Here is a 15,410-nt window from a genome sequence, read left to right on the forward strand (position 1 = left end):
AGCCGTCAAGCTGCCCGTCGTGCGAATTGCGCCGGCGCCGTCGCGCGCAGCTTGAAGCGGGAAACGAGTTCGCGCAGCTTGGCGGCTTCCTCGGCCAGATGACCGGATGCGGCGGTCGATTGCTCGACCATGGCCGCATTCTGCTGGGTCACCTGATCCATCGAGTTGACGGCGGTATTGACTTCGGCAAGGCCGGTCGACTGCTCTCTTGCCGATACGGCAATGGCATCCATGTGCTGGTTGATGCGGGCGATCTGCTCGCTGATGGCGCTCAGCACCTGGCTGGTGTCGAGAACCAGCTTGACGCCGCTTTCCACTTCCACCGAGGATTTCTGGATGTGGCCCTTGATTTCCTTTGCCGCCTGCGCCGAGCGCTGGGCGAGTTCGCGGACTTCCTGGGCCACCACCGCAAAGCCCTTGCCGGCCTCTCCCGCGCGCGCCGCTTCGACGCCGGCGTTCAGTGCCAGCAGGTTGGTCTGGAAGGCGATTTCGTCGATCACGCCGATGATGCTGGAGATCTGCTGCGACGAGGCCTCGATGCGGCGCATGGCCTCTTCGGCATGCGACACGACCTCCGCCGATTTGGCGGCGTTGCGATTGGCGTCCGTCGCTTCGGTGCGCGCCTCGTCGGTGCGCTTGCTGGAGTTCGAGACATTGGCGGTGATCTGATCGAGCGCTGCGGCGGTTTGTTCGAGAGAGGCCGCCTGCTGTTCGGTGCGTTTCGACAGATCGCCGGCCCCGGATGCAATTTCCCTTGTGCCTTCGTCGATCGCGGCAATGGCCGTTGCGATGGCGCCGAGCGTCTGATCGAGCTGGCGGATCGACATGTTGAAATCATGCCGGAGGCTCTCGAAGTCGGGGGCAAAGGGCTCTTCGATCTGGAAGGCGAGATCGCCGGAGGCAAGCCGCTTCAGGCCTGCGGCAAGACCGGATGTTGCCGCCCGCAGCCGTTCGGCCGCATCCTCGTCCGCCTGCTTGCGGGCCGTGACCCGCTCGGTTTCGCCCTGCAAGCGGGCGGTTTCGGAGTCCTGCTCGAGCTGCTTGTTGGCGATCGCCGCCTGACGGAAAATTTCGACAGCCGATGCCATCGTGCCGATTTCGTCAGTGCGGCCGATCCCGGTGCAGGCAATGGTCGTGTCACCGCCGGCGAGCCTTTGCATATCGTTGGAAAGCGAAAGGATCGGCTTGGTGACGGTCTTGCGGGTCAGGAAATAGAGGCCGAAGGCGAACAGCGCGGCCGAAGCCAGAAGGGCTTTGAGGGTGATATCGACAGAGGCTTTGATGTCGGCGCTACGCTCGGAAATATCATCCGATACGGCGGTGATCTGATCGCCGGCCTGTTCCATGGCCGTTTCCAATGTCGAGAACTGCTGCATGAATTCCGGCAGCGCCTTCAACGCCGCCGCCGGATCCTTGCCCGCAAGATCGACCATCTTCGTGGCGCTTTCCACATAGACGAGCAGGGGACGTTCGATGTCGGCAAGGACCGCTTTCGTTTTTGCGTCGGAGACAAGAGCCTTGTTGGCGTCGATCATCTCGCGGAACGATGTCTCGTGCTCCGCCAGATCCGCCTTCACCGCGGCGGCGTCTATGCCGGCTGCCGGGTTGGATGCGAGCAGGGAGGCGAGCACGTCGGCGCGCAGTGCGTCATGCATCATATCGGCCTGCATGTGGTTGCGCAGAATTTGCGCCGACTGGGCGACATCGGCGCTGTTGGCCGAAAGGGTGGAGGCAGACCAGATGCCGACCCCTGTGGCGCCGCCCGCCAAGGCGAAAATCGCGATGCTTGCAATGATGATCTTATGCTGGATCGACGCCATGTCGGGTTCTCACGTTAATGTAGAACCTGAGATTATCGGAACATGCTTAATGATTTCTCAGCGAGACCTCGCGAATCCGCGTAAAAACAACAGGTTGTAGTGTTTGTCTCGTGCGATGAGCAGTTGAATGCGCTCGAAGAAGGCCGAGCCTTAAGCACCGGAGGCCATTGCGCCAAGGCCAGGGGCTCGCCCTTGTTTGTGCGAGGCGAGCCCATCTAACCTACTGTTCCGGCAGGATGATCTTCTGATTGGTGGTATTCTTGACTGGCTTCTCGCCGGGAACATGCGACATGGTGCGGGTCGTGCTTTCCAGCGAGCTGCCGTCGGTGCTGGTCTTCGTGCGGGACTTGCTGAACGTCCCCTTGTCGACGGCCTGGGCCTTGGTTTGTGCCTTGAGCTTGTCGCCATTATCGTTGACATGGGTCTTGCTTTGCGCCTTGCCATCGATGGTGGCTGCACTTCCCCCCGATCCGATCGAGGAAGTGGTGCCGGTCCGGCACGTGCCTGCGGTTCCCACAGAGCTCGCCGAGGTGCCGCCGGCCGAAGCGCTTCCGCCAGTGCCGACCGTTCCGGCCGCATTGCAATCCTCCGCAAGAACCACCGAACTCGACGCGAGAAGCGCGATCGAGGCGGCTGCGATAAGGTTGATATGTTTCATTGTCCTCTCCTATTTCGTCGGTTTCGTCATTGAGCAGGTGCCGTCGGAACGTTTGGTGATGACGGTGCCGTCGGGCCTTGTGATGCTTGCCGTGGAAAAGCTGTCGACGCTTCCGGATCCCGCCGACGAGCCGGCGGAGGCGGACGACGAAGAGGAGGAGCCGGCCGAACCGCTGCCTGTTGTGGTCGACGAAGACACGTGCCCGTTGCCGGCCGTCACGGTGGTGGACATATCTCCGGCCTGTGACTGGACGATTGTGCATGTCGTTCCGTCGTCGAGCTTGATCTCCTCCGACATCGTCTGCCCGGCGACGAAGACCAGGCAAGCGCTGAGTGCGATTGTGGAAAGCTGGGTCATTGTCTTATCTCCAAGGGTTTGGCCGACGCCGCAAAGGCGCCGGCCGATAGCGTCAGCAGCCCTTGGTGCCGGCGGCATCCTTCTTGACCTGGCCGGGCGCGCAGCCCTTCTTGCCCTTGTCGTCATGCGACGTTCCAGCCGCACTGCCGCCGGTTCCGACGGTGCTGCCCGTCTTGTCGCCGTCCGCAGACGAGGCGCCGGTTCCGACACTCGAGGCCGAGTTCGCATCGCCCGAGCCCGCGGCAGAACCGCCGGTGCCGACTGAGCTGCTCGAGGTGCCGCCGCCGGCCGATGAACCGCCTGTGCCGAGCGTCGAAGCAGAACCCGAGCCGGAGCCTGAACCCGCGGCAGAGCCGCCGGTGCCGACGGTGCTGCTCGAGGTGCCGCCACCGGCCGACGAGCCGCCGGTGCCGATCGTCGAGGACGAGCCGGAATTGCAATTGGTCGCGCCGGCAGGGCAGGTGCCCCCGGCAGAGCTGCCACCAGTACCGACGGTGCTGCTCGCAGTTCCGCCGCCAGCCGACGAACCGCCGGTGCCGACCGTGCTTGACGATTGCGCGAAGCCGGAAACGGCCGTGCCGGCCAGAAATGCCGCTGCCAAGGCGAGATGTGTTAGTTTCATCATGATGTATCCTCCGTTTGTTTGTGACTGACTGCCGCAGCGGGCAGCTGATTTCCAAACGAAGGTTCTGCCCGGCTGTTCCGGATCTAGGTATTCAGTCGGATAAGACGTCGGACTTTTGGTCGATGTCGCCGGCGTCCGCGGCAACCCCGGCCGATTTGCCGGCGATCGCCAAGACAAGGCGGCGATAATGCGCCATCTGCCCGGCTACCCAGGTCTCAACCTGAAGGAGCGTATCGTCGGGCATCAGCGCCAGTTCGCCGCCCGGAGAGATGCAATACCAGCCTTTCTCGGCCGCCTCGTCGAGGATATTGCTGATGTGCTGGCGAGAGACGTCGAAGCGCTGGGCAAGAGCCCGATAGGTCAGGCTTCCGGCGATTGCCTTGCCTTGACGCTGGCGCAGGGCTTCGGCCATGACGGCGCAAAACACAAGGTGGCCGGCGTCTCTTTCGCTGTGGCGGACGATTAGAGGAAATGGGCCGAACAGGTCATCCTTCACCGCGTAGCGCTCCGCCGAAAGCGCCAACCAATGCGCCAGCAGGGTCTCGTCCGTCGCCAGATCATCCGGCCGGATCGGCAGGAGAGGTGCGAATAATTCCGATGAGCTCAGAATGGCGAGCGGTGATTGGGCAATCTCCCGCATCAATTCCAGGCTAGGCTTCAGGACTTGTGTTCGCCGATCCGTCTCGAGCGATTTTGCCGTGACGAGACCACGGTCGCGCAGCCCGCTGATTAAAGCGGCAATCTGGCGCGGGCTGCCGGGTGCCGATCGTTGAAGAAGCGCAAGCGAAGGCGCCGGGCCACGCGACTGAAGCCACTGAACATGAAGGCAGATCAGAATGAAGGAGACGAGGTAGCGCTGCTTCTGGGCAAAGAGTTTGTTCGCCGGCAGCAGTTTTGGCACGCGCGCAGTCATCGCGTCGCAATAGGCGAGAAGCGCGCTGCCATAGGAAGGATGCCGTATCAAGCCGGCCGCTTCGACCCACAGACTGTCCGAAGCGAAATCTTTCACCCCGGGATAAAGGCGCGTTTCGCTCATGTTTTCTACCGCCGGCTCAGATGATCGATGCAAAGTTTGGACTCCCCGGAGTGCGGGCAGCATTTTATACAGCCTCCGCGATCAATTTTTTAGTAAAGCTGATTCTGATGAAAGCACAGTGCCGTTTTTCCATTCATTTCGCCGTTGCCGGTTCAGCCTTTATCACCCTTGTTCTCTCGGCCGTTACCGCTCGCGGCGACTCCTCTCTCAGTTCCTATGTCGAGATCAGCAACGGCGGCGAGTTGGGAACCGATCAGGTCGACATGTCGACGGGTGGATGGATCAGATCCGTGGGGGCCGGAACCGTCAACCTGGCCCCGGAAATGGATATTATGGACGGTGCCGTTGTGCGTTTCTCCGCCATCTCCGGCAGCGATCTGAATCTCAGACTTTATCGGGCCGGCACGGGCGCGGAACTTCATTTCGGCGGCGCCGGCGACACCGGCACAGTCACGCTTGCGGATAACTTCTTCTCGGGCGGAAGCCAGGACGTTTATGTCGATTCCGGCACGCTGCTGGTCCCGGGCGACGGTCAAGGGGCACTGCTCCGCGCCACCACAACAACCGTCGCGTCGGGTGCCACCATCGACTTCGGAGCGCACAGCGATTGGATAGCCTCCCTTGCCGGCAGCGGCACGATTCACCTCAGCGATACGGATCTCGAGATCCGAGACTTCTCCTTCGATGGAACGATCGACGGCGCAAACCGTGTGACCTTCAGTCGGAGCGGAAGCTGGCAAGGCAGGTTCGTGGGTGTCGGCGAAGTCGCACTCTCGGCCAATCGGTCCATGAGCATTCTGGATGCTGCCACCGCCGCAAATCTTTCGACGCTCGATTCGCTTCGATTGTCGTCAGGCTCGACCCTGGATCTAAGAACGTACGACGCCTCGCTCAACAACCTGTACGGCGCGGGCATGATCGGCACGACGGAAACGCTGGCAATCGGATCCGGAAATTATTCCGGCGGCATCATCGCCGCCCGCGGCTTGACGATTTCCGGGGATTTCCTGTGGTCGGGCGTCTCGCAAGGGGCCCTGTCGATCGACGTCCTGTCCGGCGCGACACTGACCGCCGATGGCGGCAAAGTCTTCGGAGGCTCGGCCGACATCAGCCTCGATGGGGCGCTAAGAATCAATGCGAGCGAAGCCGTGGACGCGTTGACGGGCAGCGGCACCATCGACGTCGCCAGCAACGCCGTTCTGTCGGTCGGGGCCGGCGACAGTTCCACCACCTTCGACGGCGAAATATCGGGCGCTGGCGGTCTGACCAAAGCCGGCACCGGCACCTTCACGCTCAGCAGCCGTCAGTCCTATACCGGTGCAACGACCATCTCGGCAGGCACATTGCAATTGATGTCGGCGAACGCGCTTTCCGCATCGTCCGGCCTTTTCATGGATAACGGCACCCAATTGGATATGGGCGGATTCAACCAGGCTATTGCGAGCCTTTCCGGCGGCGGCGAGGTTCTGATCGGCAGCGCCAGCCTTTCGATTGGCGGTTCCGATGCGAGCGGATCGTTCAGCGGCGTCATATCCGGCAGCGGGTCCGTGACAAAATCGGGCGCCGGAACTTTAGGGCTTTTTGGACCCAACAGCTTTTCCGGCGCGATGAATGTGCTGGGAGGAACCCTCTTCGTGTCCTCATCCGCATCTCTCGGCGATGGAAGCGCCACCAATACGCTGACCCTCGATGGCGCGACGCTGCAGACATTCGGCACCGTTGCGTCTCCGGCCTCCCGGGCTGTGGTCATCGGCGGCGCCGGCGGCACCGTGAATACGAGCGGCAATGCGGTAACCTTTGCCGGAAACGTATCAGGCACTGGAGGGCTGACAAAGACCGGCGCGGGCACGCTGACCCTTTCGGGCAACAATACGCGGTCGGGGGATACGGACATCGAGCAGGGGCGGCTATCCCTCCAGAACTGCAACGCGTTGGCTGACGGCGCCCGCGTGACCATTGCCGATCTCGCCGGCGCCGGGCTCGACGTCGCCACCTCCGAAACCATCGGATCGCTCGCCGGCGGCGGCTCGTCGGGAGGGGATGTCACGCTTTCCAATGCAGCGACGCTGAATGTCGGCGGCGATGACAGTTCCACCATTTTCGCCGGGTCGATTACTGGAGGCGGCAGCCTCGTCAAGACCGGCGCCGGCTTGTTTCATCTGACGGGCAATAGCAACTATAGCGGCGACACGGATGTGCTGGATGGTACGCTCTCCGTCGACGGCAGCCTGGCTGGCGCCGTCAACATTGGGTCAGGCGCAAGACTTCAGGGAACCGGCAGCGTCGGCATGACTTCGCTTGCAGCAAGCAGCATCCTTGCTCCCGGAAATTCGATCGGAACCCTGACGGTCACCGGAGATCTGAACTTCGATCCAAGCAGCGTGTTCGAAGTCGAGATCGGCAGCACCGGGCTCAGCGACAGGGTCGATGTCACCGGCACCGCCTTCCTGAACGGCGCCAAGGTTCAGACGATCCTGTGGGATCCGGCCGTCAGCTACGTCAACGGCCAGTCCTACACGATCGTCTCGGCCGGGACCGTCTCCGGCACGTTCGGCGATCTGGAGATTGATTCTGCCTTCCTGAAGTCTTTCCTCAGCTATTCCGCTACCGACGTAACCTTGACCTTGCGGACTGTGCTCAGCCCCGGCTCTCTGTTTCCGAGTGCCGCTCTTACGTATAATCAGCAACAGTCGGCTTATGGCCTCGACTTCCTCGACCAGACAAGCGGCTCCAGCAGTCTCGCGCTCTATAACGCGATCCTTTACAGCGACAGGGCAGAAGCGAGGGACGCGTTCGACCAGCTCTCCGGCGAGATCCACGCCTCGCTGCAAAATGGCCTTTTCAGCGAGGCCGATGACGTGCGCAATGTGGTTTACGACCGGCTGGACGAGGCTTTCGAGACTGGCGCCAAGGTATGGACGAGCGCCTATGGCAATATCTCCTGGCTGAAGGGTGACGGAAACGCCTCCAGCGCCAGGACTGCGCGCGGCGGCGTTCTTTACGGGGTCGACTGGCTGATCGACGATCGTGCGGCCGGCGTTTTCGCAGGCGTCGGACAATCCTCTTTCGAGATCCCCGATCTCGGCTCCACGGCCAATATCGACAGTGTGCATTTGGGCCTCTATGCCGGCCAGAGATTCGGCGGCTTGCAGGTCAAATTCGGGGCGTCGAACAGCTGGTACGACATCGAAACGCGCCGAGACATCGCCTTTGACGGTTTTTCCGACAGCCAGACGGCAAGCTATCGCGGCAGCACCGCCCAATTCTTTTCCGAGGCCTCATTCGACTTCGGCCTTTCCCGTGACCTTATTATCACCCCATTCGGCAGACTGGATTATGCAATCGCTCAGCGCGACAGCTTCCACGAAGATGGCGGCGCTTCTTCCCTTTCCGGAGAAAGCGCGCGCGAAGACCAGTTTGCAACGACGGTCGGACTGCGTGCGGAACGGCAGGCTTCGGTCGCCGGCAAGAACGTCGTAACCGGTTTCGATGTCGCCTGGAGACGGATAGCCGATCAGGACACGGCGCTCTCCGCGCTGACATTCGAAAATGGCGGGAGTTTCGTCGTGAAAGGGTTGCGCAATGCCGAAAACAGCGTCGTTGCCGGTGGATCAGTGGCATTGCAGTTGACCGCGGCCGCGGCCGCATCCGTATCGTACCGGGGAGAATTCGGCGATGGCCAGAACCGCCATAGCGCCAACGCCCGATTGGACGTCAGATTCTAACGGAAAGCTACGCCTGTGACGGAAACAGTTTCACGAACTGCCGGGAGCCTTCGAGCGAGAAGATGATCGAGCGGCTTTCGGCGGTGCGCCTCGCCCAGCCCTTGTCGAGGAAGGTTGACAGCAGCGCCTTGCCGAGGCTGCCGGCAAGATGGGCGAGCCTTTCGCTCCAGTCGAGGCAGGAACGGCAGAGCGGGCGGCGCGCCGAGCCGGAGGGCGCCGACATCGATGCCGATGAGATCGCTTCGCCCTTAACCAGTATCCCGGCTGGCGCGACACCATCCTCATTGCCGGCTCGGGGGCTGGGGCGTACAATGCAGGGCAAGAGGAGAGGGACCATGAGGCTTTCAGCCCTTGTTCGATCGGCGGCAGCCGTAGCGCTGCTTTTTGCCTTCACATCCACCGAGGTCACCGCCAAGGGCGGCAAGCACCACAAAAACTGTGCGCAGCTGCAGGCGATGATGGATAATGGGCTGACCGGCGGAAAACATGCCAGTGATGGACCCGAGAGGCGAGCCAAGGTCGAAAAGAAAATGAGGAAGAAGGGCTGCTAGCGCATGATGCCGAAAAGTGTGAGCGGTTTTTGGACGACATCATGCTCTAACTCTTTAATTTAGAACAGGATTCAGATTTTAGGCCGATCGGGCCTAAAATCATTCTGTTCGAGGCGGCAAGCCCTTGAAAGTCGGCTACGGACGCCGTCTGGCAGCCGACCGCTATGCCGAGATCGAAGACCGCTCGACCGGTACGTGCGCGTCAGGCTGTTGCCTCAAGCGAGGCGGGTGAGAAATCGATGAAATCCGCGTGATCACCGGCCCATTACAGCCCCGGGACTACCTTTGGCATTCTCATGCACTAGATGGCGCTCGGGGAAGAGGACGCCACCGCCGCCATGGGGAAGAGGAGAGGCGGCACGCCGAAGAACCGACCAAGAGGAAGCCTGCATGACGATCGAGGACATTATCGAAACCCTGGAAAAAACGGATATGCCCGACGGCCGGATCGACGCCTTCATCACCTGTGCCTTTTTGCTGAAACAGCTCCGGCCGGCCGAGCCGAACGATTTCGACGGTCCCCATGATTACATGCCGAGCAGCATCAAGTCGCAGCACGGCTTCCTGATGGCGCGGCCGTTCACCCACGACGTCAATCACGCCATCGATCTCTGCCGGGAGATCCGGCCGGATGCCGTCTGGCATCTTGCCCGCGGCCAGGCGTCTGACGATTGCCTTTACGGCGCGCAACTGCGCGAGATCGAGGAAGGCGAAAACGTGCTGGGTGAAGCCGAAAGCAATCACGCCGCACTGGCGCTCACACTCGCGGCGCTGCGTGCGCATGTGCGGCAGCAGGATGGGTGGAAGGCCGGTGGTCTATAGCCAGCACCAGCCGGAATGGCGCTGAATGGTTGTGCAGATCCGCAGCGAACCTACGCGTCGATCGGAAAGAGCTTCAGAAACTGCCGGTCTCCTTCCGGGGTGAAGAGGACCGAGCGGCTTTCGGGCGTGCGCCGCGCCCAGCCCTTGTCGAGGAAGCTTGACAGCAAGGCTTTGCCGAGGCTGCCGGCAAGATGGGCGCGCCTTTCGCTCCAGTCGAGGCAGGAGCGGCAGAGCGGGCGGCGCGACGATCGGAGGTCGCCGACATCGATGCCGATGCATTCGAGATCGTTTTCGCCCTTCTCGGTCAGCGATAGCCCGTCTCCGACCGCGTCGATCGAGCCTGAGGCGATCAGGCTGTCGAGCATGCGCACGCCGTAATCGCCGGCGAGATGATCGTAACAGATACGCGCCTTGCGCAGCGCCGGCTCTTTCGGCCCCGGCTGGTGGCGCAGATGCCCGCGTCCGGCGGCAAACCCCATCATGCTTTCGATCAGCCGGGCAACAGCCTCGTCGGCCAAGGTGAAGTAGCGGTGACGCCCCTGCTTGCGCTGGGCAAGCAGTCCGCCGGCTTCAAGCTTGGCAAGATGTGTACTCGCCGTCTGCACGGTGATGCCACCGACGCCGGCAAGCTCGGTCGCCGTCAGCGCCCGGCCGCCGGTGAGCGCCGCCAGCATGTTGGCGCGGGCGGGATCGCCGATGAGCGCACCGATTTGCGCAATGTCAGGACCTTCCTTCATACTTCGATCGTAACCGAAGCATCGCCGTCAGGCAATGTGCGAAAACGAGCAGGCACAAAGGAGAAACACCGATGATCACCTGCTTCATCCGTTATCAGATCGACCCCTTCAAGAAGGAGGCCTTCGCCGAATATGCCCGCAACTGGGGCCAGGCCATTCCGAAAAACGGCGCCGACCTGATCGGCTATTTCGGCCCGCATGAGGGCTCGTCGACAACGGCCTACGGCGTCTACAACATCGAAAGCCTCGCCGCCTACGAGGCCTATCGCGCCAGGCTGGCCGCCGACCCGCTCGGCCGCGACAATTATGAATTCGCCAGGCGCGAAGGCTTCATCCTCAAGGAGGACCGCATCTTCCTCAAAAATGTCTCCGCCCCTCACGCCAAGCTGGTGCAGCCATGATCGCCGTCATCTTCGAAGTCGTGCCCTATATGGGCGAGCGCCACAAATATCTCGACCTCGCCGGCGAATTGCGATCCGAGCTCGAAAAGATCGACGGCTTCATCTCGATCGAGCGGTTCGAGAGCCTGACGAACCGCGGCAAGCTGCTGTCGCTCTCCTTCTTCCGCGACGAGGAGGCCGTCAGACAGTGGCGCAACCTCGAAGCCCATCGGGCAGCCCAACAGGCCGGTCGCGGCGGCATCTTCGCCGATTACCGCCTGCGCATCGCCAGCGTCCTGCGCGATTACGGCATGTTCGAACGCGACGAGGCGCCGGCGGATAGCCGCAAGGTGCATGATGCGGCGTGAGGTCGAGAGCGAGCGCATCCCGCGCGGTCGCCAGGCCGGCGCTGTGAAAAATGCAACTGGCGTACCCCGTTCGAACTACAGGCGTGACAATGAATTTATTTCATTTATCAAAATGGAGAAAATGCTATCTGCAGTTTAAATATCAAGCAATGCGGAAAACCAGATCGTGTGGGCCTCAAAGATAATAAAATTTGTATGGGCAGCTATATTTTCCTTTATCTACATTGTCTTAGCGTTCTTCGTAATTTCTACGGCTCTCATGATCATCCAGAATCCTGATATCATTGGGGTGACATTCCCAGAGCGAGCAATCTCAGATGCCGCGCGCTTAACCGGCCGAAGTAAAAATGAAATCGACGGTGAATGCAGCATGAAAGGCAGCTATTTTGATAAGCAAGTTACCTGTGACATGAGGAGGGTGCAGGGTAATAAGATAACGGACACTGTGCTGTTGGAGTATAGGGTGATGTTTGACACGATCATGAGTTTTAACGACATCCGGGAAAATCTTGAATAAAGAGATGTTTGACGTGGTTGCGGCCATCTCCGCCGGCCAGCCTGGCTGTCACCCACAGCTCTCCGGTCATGCTAGTGATTGCCCCTCACCCTAACCTTCTCCCCGTTCTGATGGGGAGAAGGTGGCGGCAGCCGGATGAGGGGCGGCCCTCGCCGATCTCCTCGGCTGGGAGTATTGAGCTCCTGTTCGTGTCCCCGACCAGTGAAAAACGCCGCAACCCAAAGACAATCAATGTCTTCCGTCCGGCCCCGCATCTTTTAACTGGACAGCATTGGTTGTTGCCCGAATAAATTCCTGAAATCGGCCACCGCTTCAGGCTTTGGTAACTAAGTTGGGTAACCATAACGGAGAGTTAAGCGTCAAGCGTATGAGTGAGTATCAGAATGGCATCAGTTTTTCCGCTTGCCGACCTCAAGGCTTCCGTCAAGTCGGCTTCCCGGCCGGGGTCTTGGGTCGACACGATCATCAAGGGTGACTGCGTCAGTGCCCTTGAGGCCTTGCCCACCCACTCCGTCGATATCATCTTTGCCGATCCGCCGTATAACCTCCAGCTCGGCGGATCGCTGCACCGTCCCGACCAGTCGCTGGTCGATGCCGTCGATGACGAATGGGATCAGTTCGCTTCGTTCGAGGCCTATGACGCCTTCACCCGCGCCTGGCTTCTCGCCTGCCGCCGTGTCTTGAAGCCCACGGGCTCGATCTGGGTGATCGGCTCCTATCACAATATTTTCCGCGTCGGCGCGACGCTGCAGGATCTGAACTTCTGGATCCTCAACGACATCATCTGGCGCAAGACCAATCCGATGCCGAATTTCAAGGGCCGACGTTTCCAGAACGCCCATGAGACGATGATCTGGGCAAGCCCCAATGCCAAGGCCAAGGGGTATACTTTCAACTACGATGCGATGAAGGCCGCCAATGACGACGTGCAGATGCGCTCCGACTGGCTGTTCCCGATCTGCAACGGCAATGAGCGGCTGAAGGGCGAGGACGGCAAGAAGGTGCATCCGACGCAGAAGCCGGAAGCGCTGCTCGCCCGCGTCATCATGGCCTCGACCAAACCCGGCGATATCGTGCTCGATCCCTTCTTCGGCTCGGGAACGACGGGTGCGGTCGCCAAGCGTCTCGGCCGTCACTTTGTCGGCATCGAGCGCGAGCAGGATTATATCGATGCGGCATCCGCGCGCATCGCCGCCGTCGAGCCGCTGGGGAAGGCGGAACTGACCGTCATGACCGGCAAGAAGGCCGAGGTTCGCGTCGCCTTCAACGTGCTTGTCGAAAGCGGCCTGATCAAACCCGGCCAGGTGCTGACCGATGCCAAACGCCGTTATAGCGCCATCGTGCGCGCCGACGGCACAGTGGCTTCAGGCGGCGACGCCGGCTCCATTCATCGTCTCGGCGCCAAGGTGCAGGGTCTCGATGCTTGCAACGGATGGACCTTCTGGCATTTCGAAGACGGGCAGTCCCTGCGCCCGATCGACGATCTCAGGTCCGTCATCCGCAGTGATCTGGCAAAGGTGGAGTGAGCACCACTTTCGGCGGATCGAAATACCTTCTTCCGGTTTCCTCCAGTTGCGGAAGAAGGCCAAGGCGCCCGGGGTCTTAGCCCCGGGCGTCTTCGATTTGAGGCCTGCTTCAGAAATCCTCAGAAATCCTTGTAATCGGTGACGTCGACCCGGGTGATGCGGCCTTCATCATTGAAGGTAATCGTCTCCTCGCCTTCGCGGATCAGCACCTTGCTGGTCTTGCTGTGGGTGGCGCGAAGCGACCAGACAGCCCGGCCGGACAGCGGCGTCAGTGTCTCCACCAGCGAATTTTCCGCCGTTTGATCGGGATAGTCGTCGAAATATTTCCTGAAGGCGGCCATGATCTCGCTCCGTCCGGCAAGGCTGCCGACGCCGTTCGAGACGTAGGCGGCATCCTCGGCGAAATAGGCCTCGATCGCGGCGAAGTTGAGAGCGTTGATGGCGGCATGAAAGCGGTCGATTTCCTCTGCGGGATCGAAAGCCATGACTTCAGACCTTCAGGCCGTAAGCGGCAAGATCGCTGCGCAGCTTGTCCGCGCCCGAAAAAAGCACCGCATTCCAGCCGAACTCCTTGGCGCCTTCGACATTAACAGGCGCATCGTCGATGAAGATCGTCGCCTTGGGGTCGAGGCCGAAGCTTTTCGTGTGGGTCTCGTAGATCGCGAGATCCGGCTTGATCAGGCCGACATCGCCGGAGACGGTGACGCCGCGCGGTTTGGTGAGGAAGGGAAAGCGCGCCTGCGCCTCGCGGAAGGTGTCGGAAGCGAAATTGGTCAGCATCGTCACATCGCGCCCTTCGGCGATCAGCCCTTCCATGATTGCGACGCTGTCCTCATAGGCGTGCGGCACCATCTCGTGCCAATATTTGCGGAAGGCACGGATATGCTCTTCGCGGGCCGGGTGCTCGGCAATCAGCAGCGCTTCGGCCTCAGCCCAGGTGCGGCCGCGGTCCTGCTCGATGTTCCAGTCATGGGTGCAGATATTGGCGAAGAACCAGTTGCGCTCCGTCTCGTCGGGAATGAGGCGGGCGAAGGCAAGATGCGGATCGTAATGAATAAGGACTTTGCCGATATCGAAAACGATATGTTTTATTTCGGTGGTCATGGTCATCCCTTGGATGTTTTGAACGCGAGAGGAATAGCCGCTGCGATCGCTTTTTTCATGATGGTCGGCAGGGCCTGCGCTTCAAGATTTGTAACCGGCTCCCACCATCCGTCATTCGGGCGGTCATCCACCTTGCCGGCGATCGCCGTGCGCCAGATGGACAGCCGGAGTTCGAAATGGGTGAAGACATGGAGGACGGTGCCGCAGGCCTGCCAGGCCGCCTCGAAGGGCGCGGCCGCAGCCGAGGTCTCGCCGTCGAGCCGCGCCGTCCAGGCCGTTGTCGGCACCTCGGTCATGCCGCCGAGCAGGCCGCTTTCGGCGCGCCGCCTGAGCAGGATCTCGCCGTCGGCGGTGACTGCGACGAAGGCTGCACCCTGCCGCACCGGCTTCTCCTTCTTCGCCGCCTTTACCGGGAAGAATTCGGGATCGGAATGCTTCAGCGCCGCGCAGGCGCCGCGGAATGGACAGAGCGAACAGGCCGGCCGCTTCGGGGTGCAGATCGTCGCCCCGAGATCCATCATCGCCTGGGCGAAATCGCCAGGACGAGTCGCGGGTGTCAGCCGCGTCACCTTTTCCTTCATCAGCGGCTTTCCCACCGGAAGCGGCGTTTCGATCGCATAAAGCCTGGAGATCACCCGCTCGACATTGCCGTCCATGACGGCCGCCTGCCGGTTGAAGGCGATGGCGGCGACGGCGGCGGCCGTATAATCCCCGATGCCTGGCAGCGACTTCAGCCCTTCCTCGGTATCGGGAAAGACGCCGCCATGCTCTTTCGCCACCGCTTCGGCGCATTTCTTCAGGTTGCGGGCCCGCGCGTAATAGCCGAGCCCGGCCCAGGCCGCCATCACGGCATCGTTTTCGGCAGCGGCAAGATCGGTCACCTCGGGCCAGCGCTGCAGAAACTTGGCGAAATAGGGTTTGACCGCCTGCACCGTCGTCTGCTGCAGCATAACCTCCGAAAGCCAGACGCGATAGGGATCGGGTTTGGCGCCGCCGGCCGCCATGCCGGGCGAGATGCGCCAGGGCAGATCGCGGTGATGGCGGTCGTACCAGTCGAGCAGGGGTTTTGCGGTGGGCGTGTCGGGTGTCGTGATCGTCATGATTTGCCGGGATCGGGGGAAGTGCCTATACTTGGCGAAGCAATGCCGCGCGATCAAGCCGGTGATGCAAATTGCCTGTGCGAT

The 15,410-nt window shown here is 61.3% G+C and carries 15 protein-coding genes and 1 pseudogene; 6 read left to right on the forward strand and 10 right to left on the reverse strand.

The window, feature by feature from the left end; translation table 11 throughout:
- Positions 1–5: 5 nt before the first annotated feature.
- From K6N12_RS05285 to K6N12_RS05305, 5 genes are all read right to left on the reverse strand, one after another.
- Positions 6–1,820: a methyl-accepting chemotaxis protein gene (locus K6N12_RS05285; RefSeq protein ID WP_097624131.1), complete on the reverse strand. Its 1,815-nt coding sequence runs from the start codon at positions 1,818–1,820 to the stop codon at positions 6–8.
- A 220-nt stretch (positions 1,821–2,040) separates the two neighbouring features.
- On the reverse strand, positions 2,041–2,478 hold the full coding sequence (locus K6N12_RS05290) for a hypothetical protein (protein ID WP_097624132.1): 438 nt from the start codon (positions 2,476–2,478) through the stop codon (positions 2,041–2,043).
- A gap of 9 nt (positions 2,479–2,487) precedes the next feature.
- Positions 2,488–2,835, reverse strand: a complete 348-nt coding sequence (locus tag K6N12_RS05295; protein WP_097624133.1) for a hypothetical protein — start codon at positions 2,833–2,835, stop codon at positions 2,488–2,490.
- A gap of 52 nt (positions 2,836–2,887) precedes the next feature.
- Positions 2,888–3,460: a hypothetical protein gene (locus K6N12_RS05300; RefSeq protein WP_097624134.1), complete on the reverse strand. Its 573-nt coding sequence runs from the start codon at positions 3,458–3,460 to the stop codon at positions 2,888–2,890.
- 91 nt (positions 3,461–3,551) lie between these two features.
- Positions 3,552–4,496 (reverse strand): MarR family transcriptional regulator, encoded by a 945-nt coding sequence (locus K6N12_RS05305; RefSeq protein ID WP_131711375.1) that lies wholly within the window; start codon positions 4,494–4,496, stop codon positions 3,552–3,554.
- Positions 4,497–4,603: 107 nt separating this feature from the next.
- Between K6N12_RS05305 and K6N12_RS05310 the strand changes: the two genes are divergently transcribed.
- Complete coding sequence (locus tag K6N12_RS05310) at positions 4,604–8,221, forward strand: autotransporter domain-containing protein (protein WP_165503942.1); 3,618 nt, start codon at positions 4,604–4,606, stop codon at positions 8,219–8,221.
- 7 nt (positions 8,222–8,228) lie between these two features.
- Here K6N12_RS05310 and K6N12_RS05315 read toward each other — a convergent pair.
- Positions 8,229–8,469, reverse strand: a pseudogene (locus K6N12_RS05315) (transcriptional regulator); the annotation flags it as partial.
- An 87-nt stretch (positions 8,470–8,556) separates the two neighbouring features.
- Here K6N12_RS05315 and K6N12_RS05320 point away from each other — a divergent pair.
- Positions 8,557–8,772, forward strand: a complete 216-nt coding sequence (locus K6N12_RS05320) for a hypothetical protein (protein WP_097624183.1) — start codon at positions 8,557–8,559, stop codon at positions 8,770–8,772.
- A 390-nt stretch (positions 8,773–9,162) separates the two neighbouring features.
- Positions 9,163–9,594, forward strand: coding sequence for a hypothetical protein (locus K6N12_RS05325; protein ID WP_097624137.1), 432 nt, complete (start codon positions 9,163–9,165; stop codon positions 9,592–9,594).
- A 50-nt stretch (positions 9,595–9,644) separates the two neighbouring features.
- Here K6N12_RS05325 and K6N12_RS05330 read toward each other — a convergent pair whose 3' ends face one another.
- Positions 9,645–10,331, reverse strand: a complete 687-nt coding sequence (locus tag K6N12_RS05330; RefSeq protein ID WP_097624138.1) for an ArsR/SmtB family transcription factor — start codon at positions 10,329–10,331, stop codon at positions 9,645–9,647.
- Positions 10,332–10,402: 71 nt separating this feature from the next.
- Between K6N12_RS05330 and K6N12_RS05335 the strand changes: the two genes are divergently transcribed.
- From K6N12_RS05335 to K6N12_RS05345, 3 genes are all read left to right on the forward strand, one after another.
- The gene (locus K6N12_RS05335; RefSeq protein WP_097624139.1) at positions 10,403–10,732 is read left to right on the forward strand and encodes an NIPSNAP family protein; all 330 of its coding nucleotides are present in this window, start codon (positions 10,403–10,405) and stop codon (positions 10,730–10,732) included.
- Positions 10,729–11,079 (forward strand): antibiotic biosynthesis monooxygenase family protein, encoded by a 351-nt coding sequence (locus K6N12_RS05340; protein ID WP_097624140.1) that lies wholly within the window; start codon positions 10,729–10,731, stop codon positions 11,077–11,079. Before K6N12_RS05335 ends, K6N12_RS05340 begins: the two co-directional genes overlap by 4 nt.
- 900 nt (positions 11,080–11,979) lie before the next feature.
- A complete protein-coding gene (locus K6N12_RS05345) occupies positions 11,980–13,122 on the forward strand; it encodes a site-specific DNA-methyltransferase (RefSeq protein WP_097624142.1) in 1,143 nt (380 codons plus the stop codon).
- A 119-nt stretch (positions 13,123–13,241) separates the two neighbouring features.
- On the opposite strand, the gene K6N12_RS05350 is transcribed toward K6N12_RS05345, so the two are convergent.
- The 3 genes from K6N12_RS05350 to mutY are packed head-to-tail and all read right to left on the reverse strand — an operon-like array spanning position 13,242 to position 15,326.
- A complete protein-coding gene (locus K6N12_RS05350) occupies positions 13,242–13,607 on the reverse strand; it encodes a nuclear transport factor 2 family protein (protein WP_097624143.1) in 366 nt (121 codons plus the stop codon).
- A gap of 4 nt (positions 13,608–13,611) precedes the next feature.
- Positions 13,612–14,226, reverse strand: coding sequence for an HAD family hydrolase (locus K6N12_RS05355; protein ID WP_097624144.1), 615 nt, complete (start codon positions 14,224–14,226; stop codon positions 13,612–13,614).
- 2 nt (positions 14,227–14,228) lie between these two features.
- Positions 14,229–15,326, reverse strand: coding sequence for an A/G-specific adenine glycosylase (mutY, locus tag K6N12_RS05360; RefSeq protein ID WP_097624145.1), 1,098 nt, complete (start codon positions 15,324–15,326; stop codon positions 14,229–14,231).
- Positions 15,327–15,410 lie beyond the last annotated feature (84 nt).

It is taken from the genome of Rhizobium redzepovicii, from assembly GCF_019793435.1.
GTDB classification, from domain to species: Bacteria; Pseudomonadota; Alphaproteobacteria; order Rhizobiales; family Rhizobiaceae; genus Rhizobium; species Rhizobium redzepovicii.

Excerpts from the sequence above, each read along its gene's own strand:
- K6N12_RS05285 (WP_097624131.1), bottom strand. The coding sequence starts at position 1,820 with ATGGCGTCGATCCAGCATAAGATCATCATTGCAAGCATCGCGATTTTC.
- K6N12_RS05290 (WP_097624132.1), bottom strand. The coding sequence starts at position 2,478 with ATGAAACATATCAACCTTATCGCAGCCGCCTCGATCGCGCTTCTCGCG.
- K6N12_RS05295 (WP_097624133.1), bottom strand. The coding sequence starts at position 2,835 with ATGACCCAGCTTTCCACAATCGCACTCAGCGCTTGCCTGGTCTTCGTC.
- K6N12_RS05300 (WP_097624134.1), bottom strand. The coding sequence starts at position 3,460 with ATGATGAAACTAACACATCTCGCCTTGGCAGCGGCATTTCTGGCCGGC.
- K6N12_RS05305 (WP_131711375.1), bottom strand. The coding sequence starts at position 4,496 with ATGAGCGAAACGCGCCTTTATCCCGGGGTGAAAGATTTCGCTTCGGAC.
- K6N12_RS05310 (WP_165503942.1), top strand. The coding sequence starts at position 4,604 with ATGAAAGCACAGTGCCGTTTTTCCATTCATTTCGCCGTTGCCGGTTCA.
- K6N12_RS05320 (WP_097624183.1), top strand. The coding sequence starts at position 8,557 with ATGAGGCTTTCAGCCCTTGTTCGATCGGCGGCAGCCGTAGCGCTGCTT.
- K6N12_RS05325 (WP_097624137.1), top strand. The coding sequence starts at position 9,163 with ATGACGATCGAGGACATTATCGAAACCCTGGAAAAAACGGATATGCCC.
- K6N12_RS05330 (WP_097624138.1), bottom strand. The coding sequence starts at position 10,331 with ATGAAGGAAGGTCCTGACATTGCGCAAATCGGTGCGCTCATCGGCGAT.
- K6N12_RS05335 (WP_097624139.1), top strand. The coding sequence starts at position 10,403 with ATGATCACCTGCTTCATCCGTTATCAGATCGACCCCTTCAAGAAGGAG.
- K6N12_RS05340 (WP_097624140.1), top strand. The coding sequence starts at position 10,729 with ATGATCGCCGTCATCTTCGAAGTCGTGCCCTATATGGGCGAGCGCCAC.
- K6N12_RS05345 (WP_097624142.1), top strand. The coding sequence starts at position 11,980 with ATGGCATCAGTTTTTCCGCTTGCCGACCTCAAGGCTTCCGTCAAGTCG.
- K6N12_RS05350 (WP_097624143.1), bottom strand. The coding sequence starts at position 13,607 with ATGGCTTTCGATCCCGCAGAGGAAATCGACCGCTTTCATGCCGCCATC.
- K6N12_RS05355 (WP_097624144.1), bottom strand. The coding sequence starts at position 14,226 with ATGACCACCGAAATAAAACATATCGTTTTCGATATCGGCAAAGTCCTT.
- mutY (WP_097624145.1), bottom strand. The coding sequence starts at position 15,326 with ATGACGATCACGACACCCGACACGCCCACCGCAAAACCCCTGCTCGAC.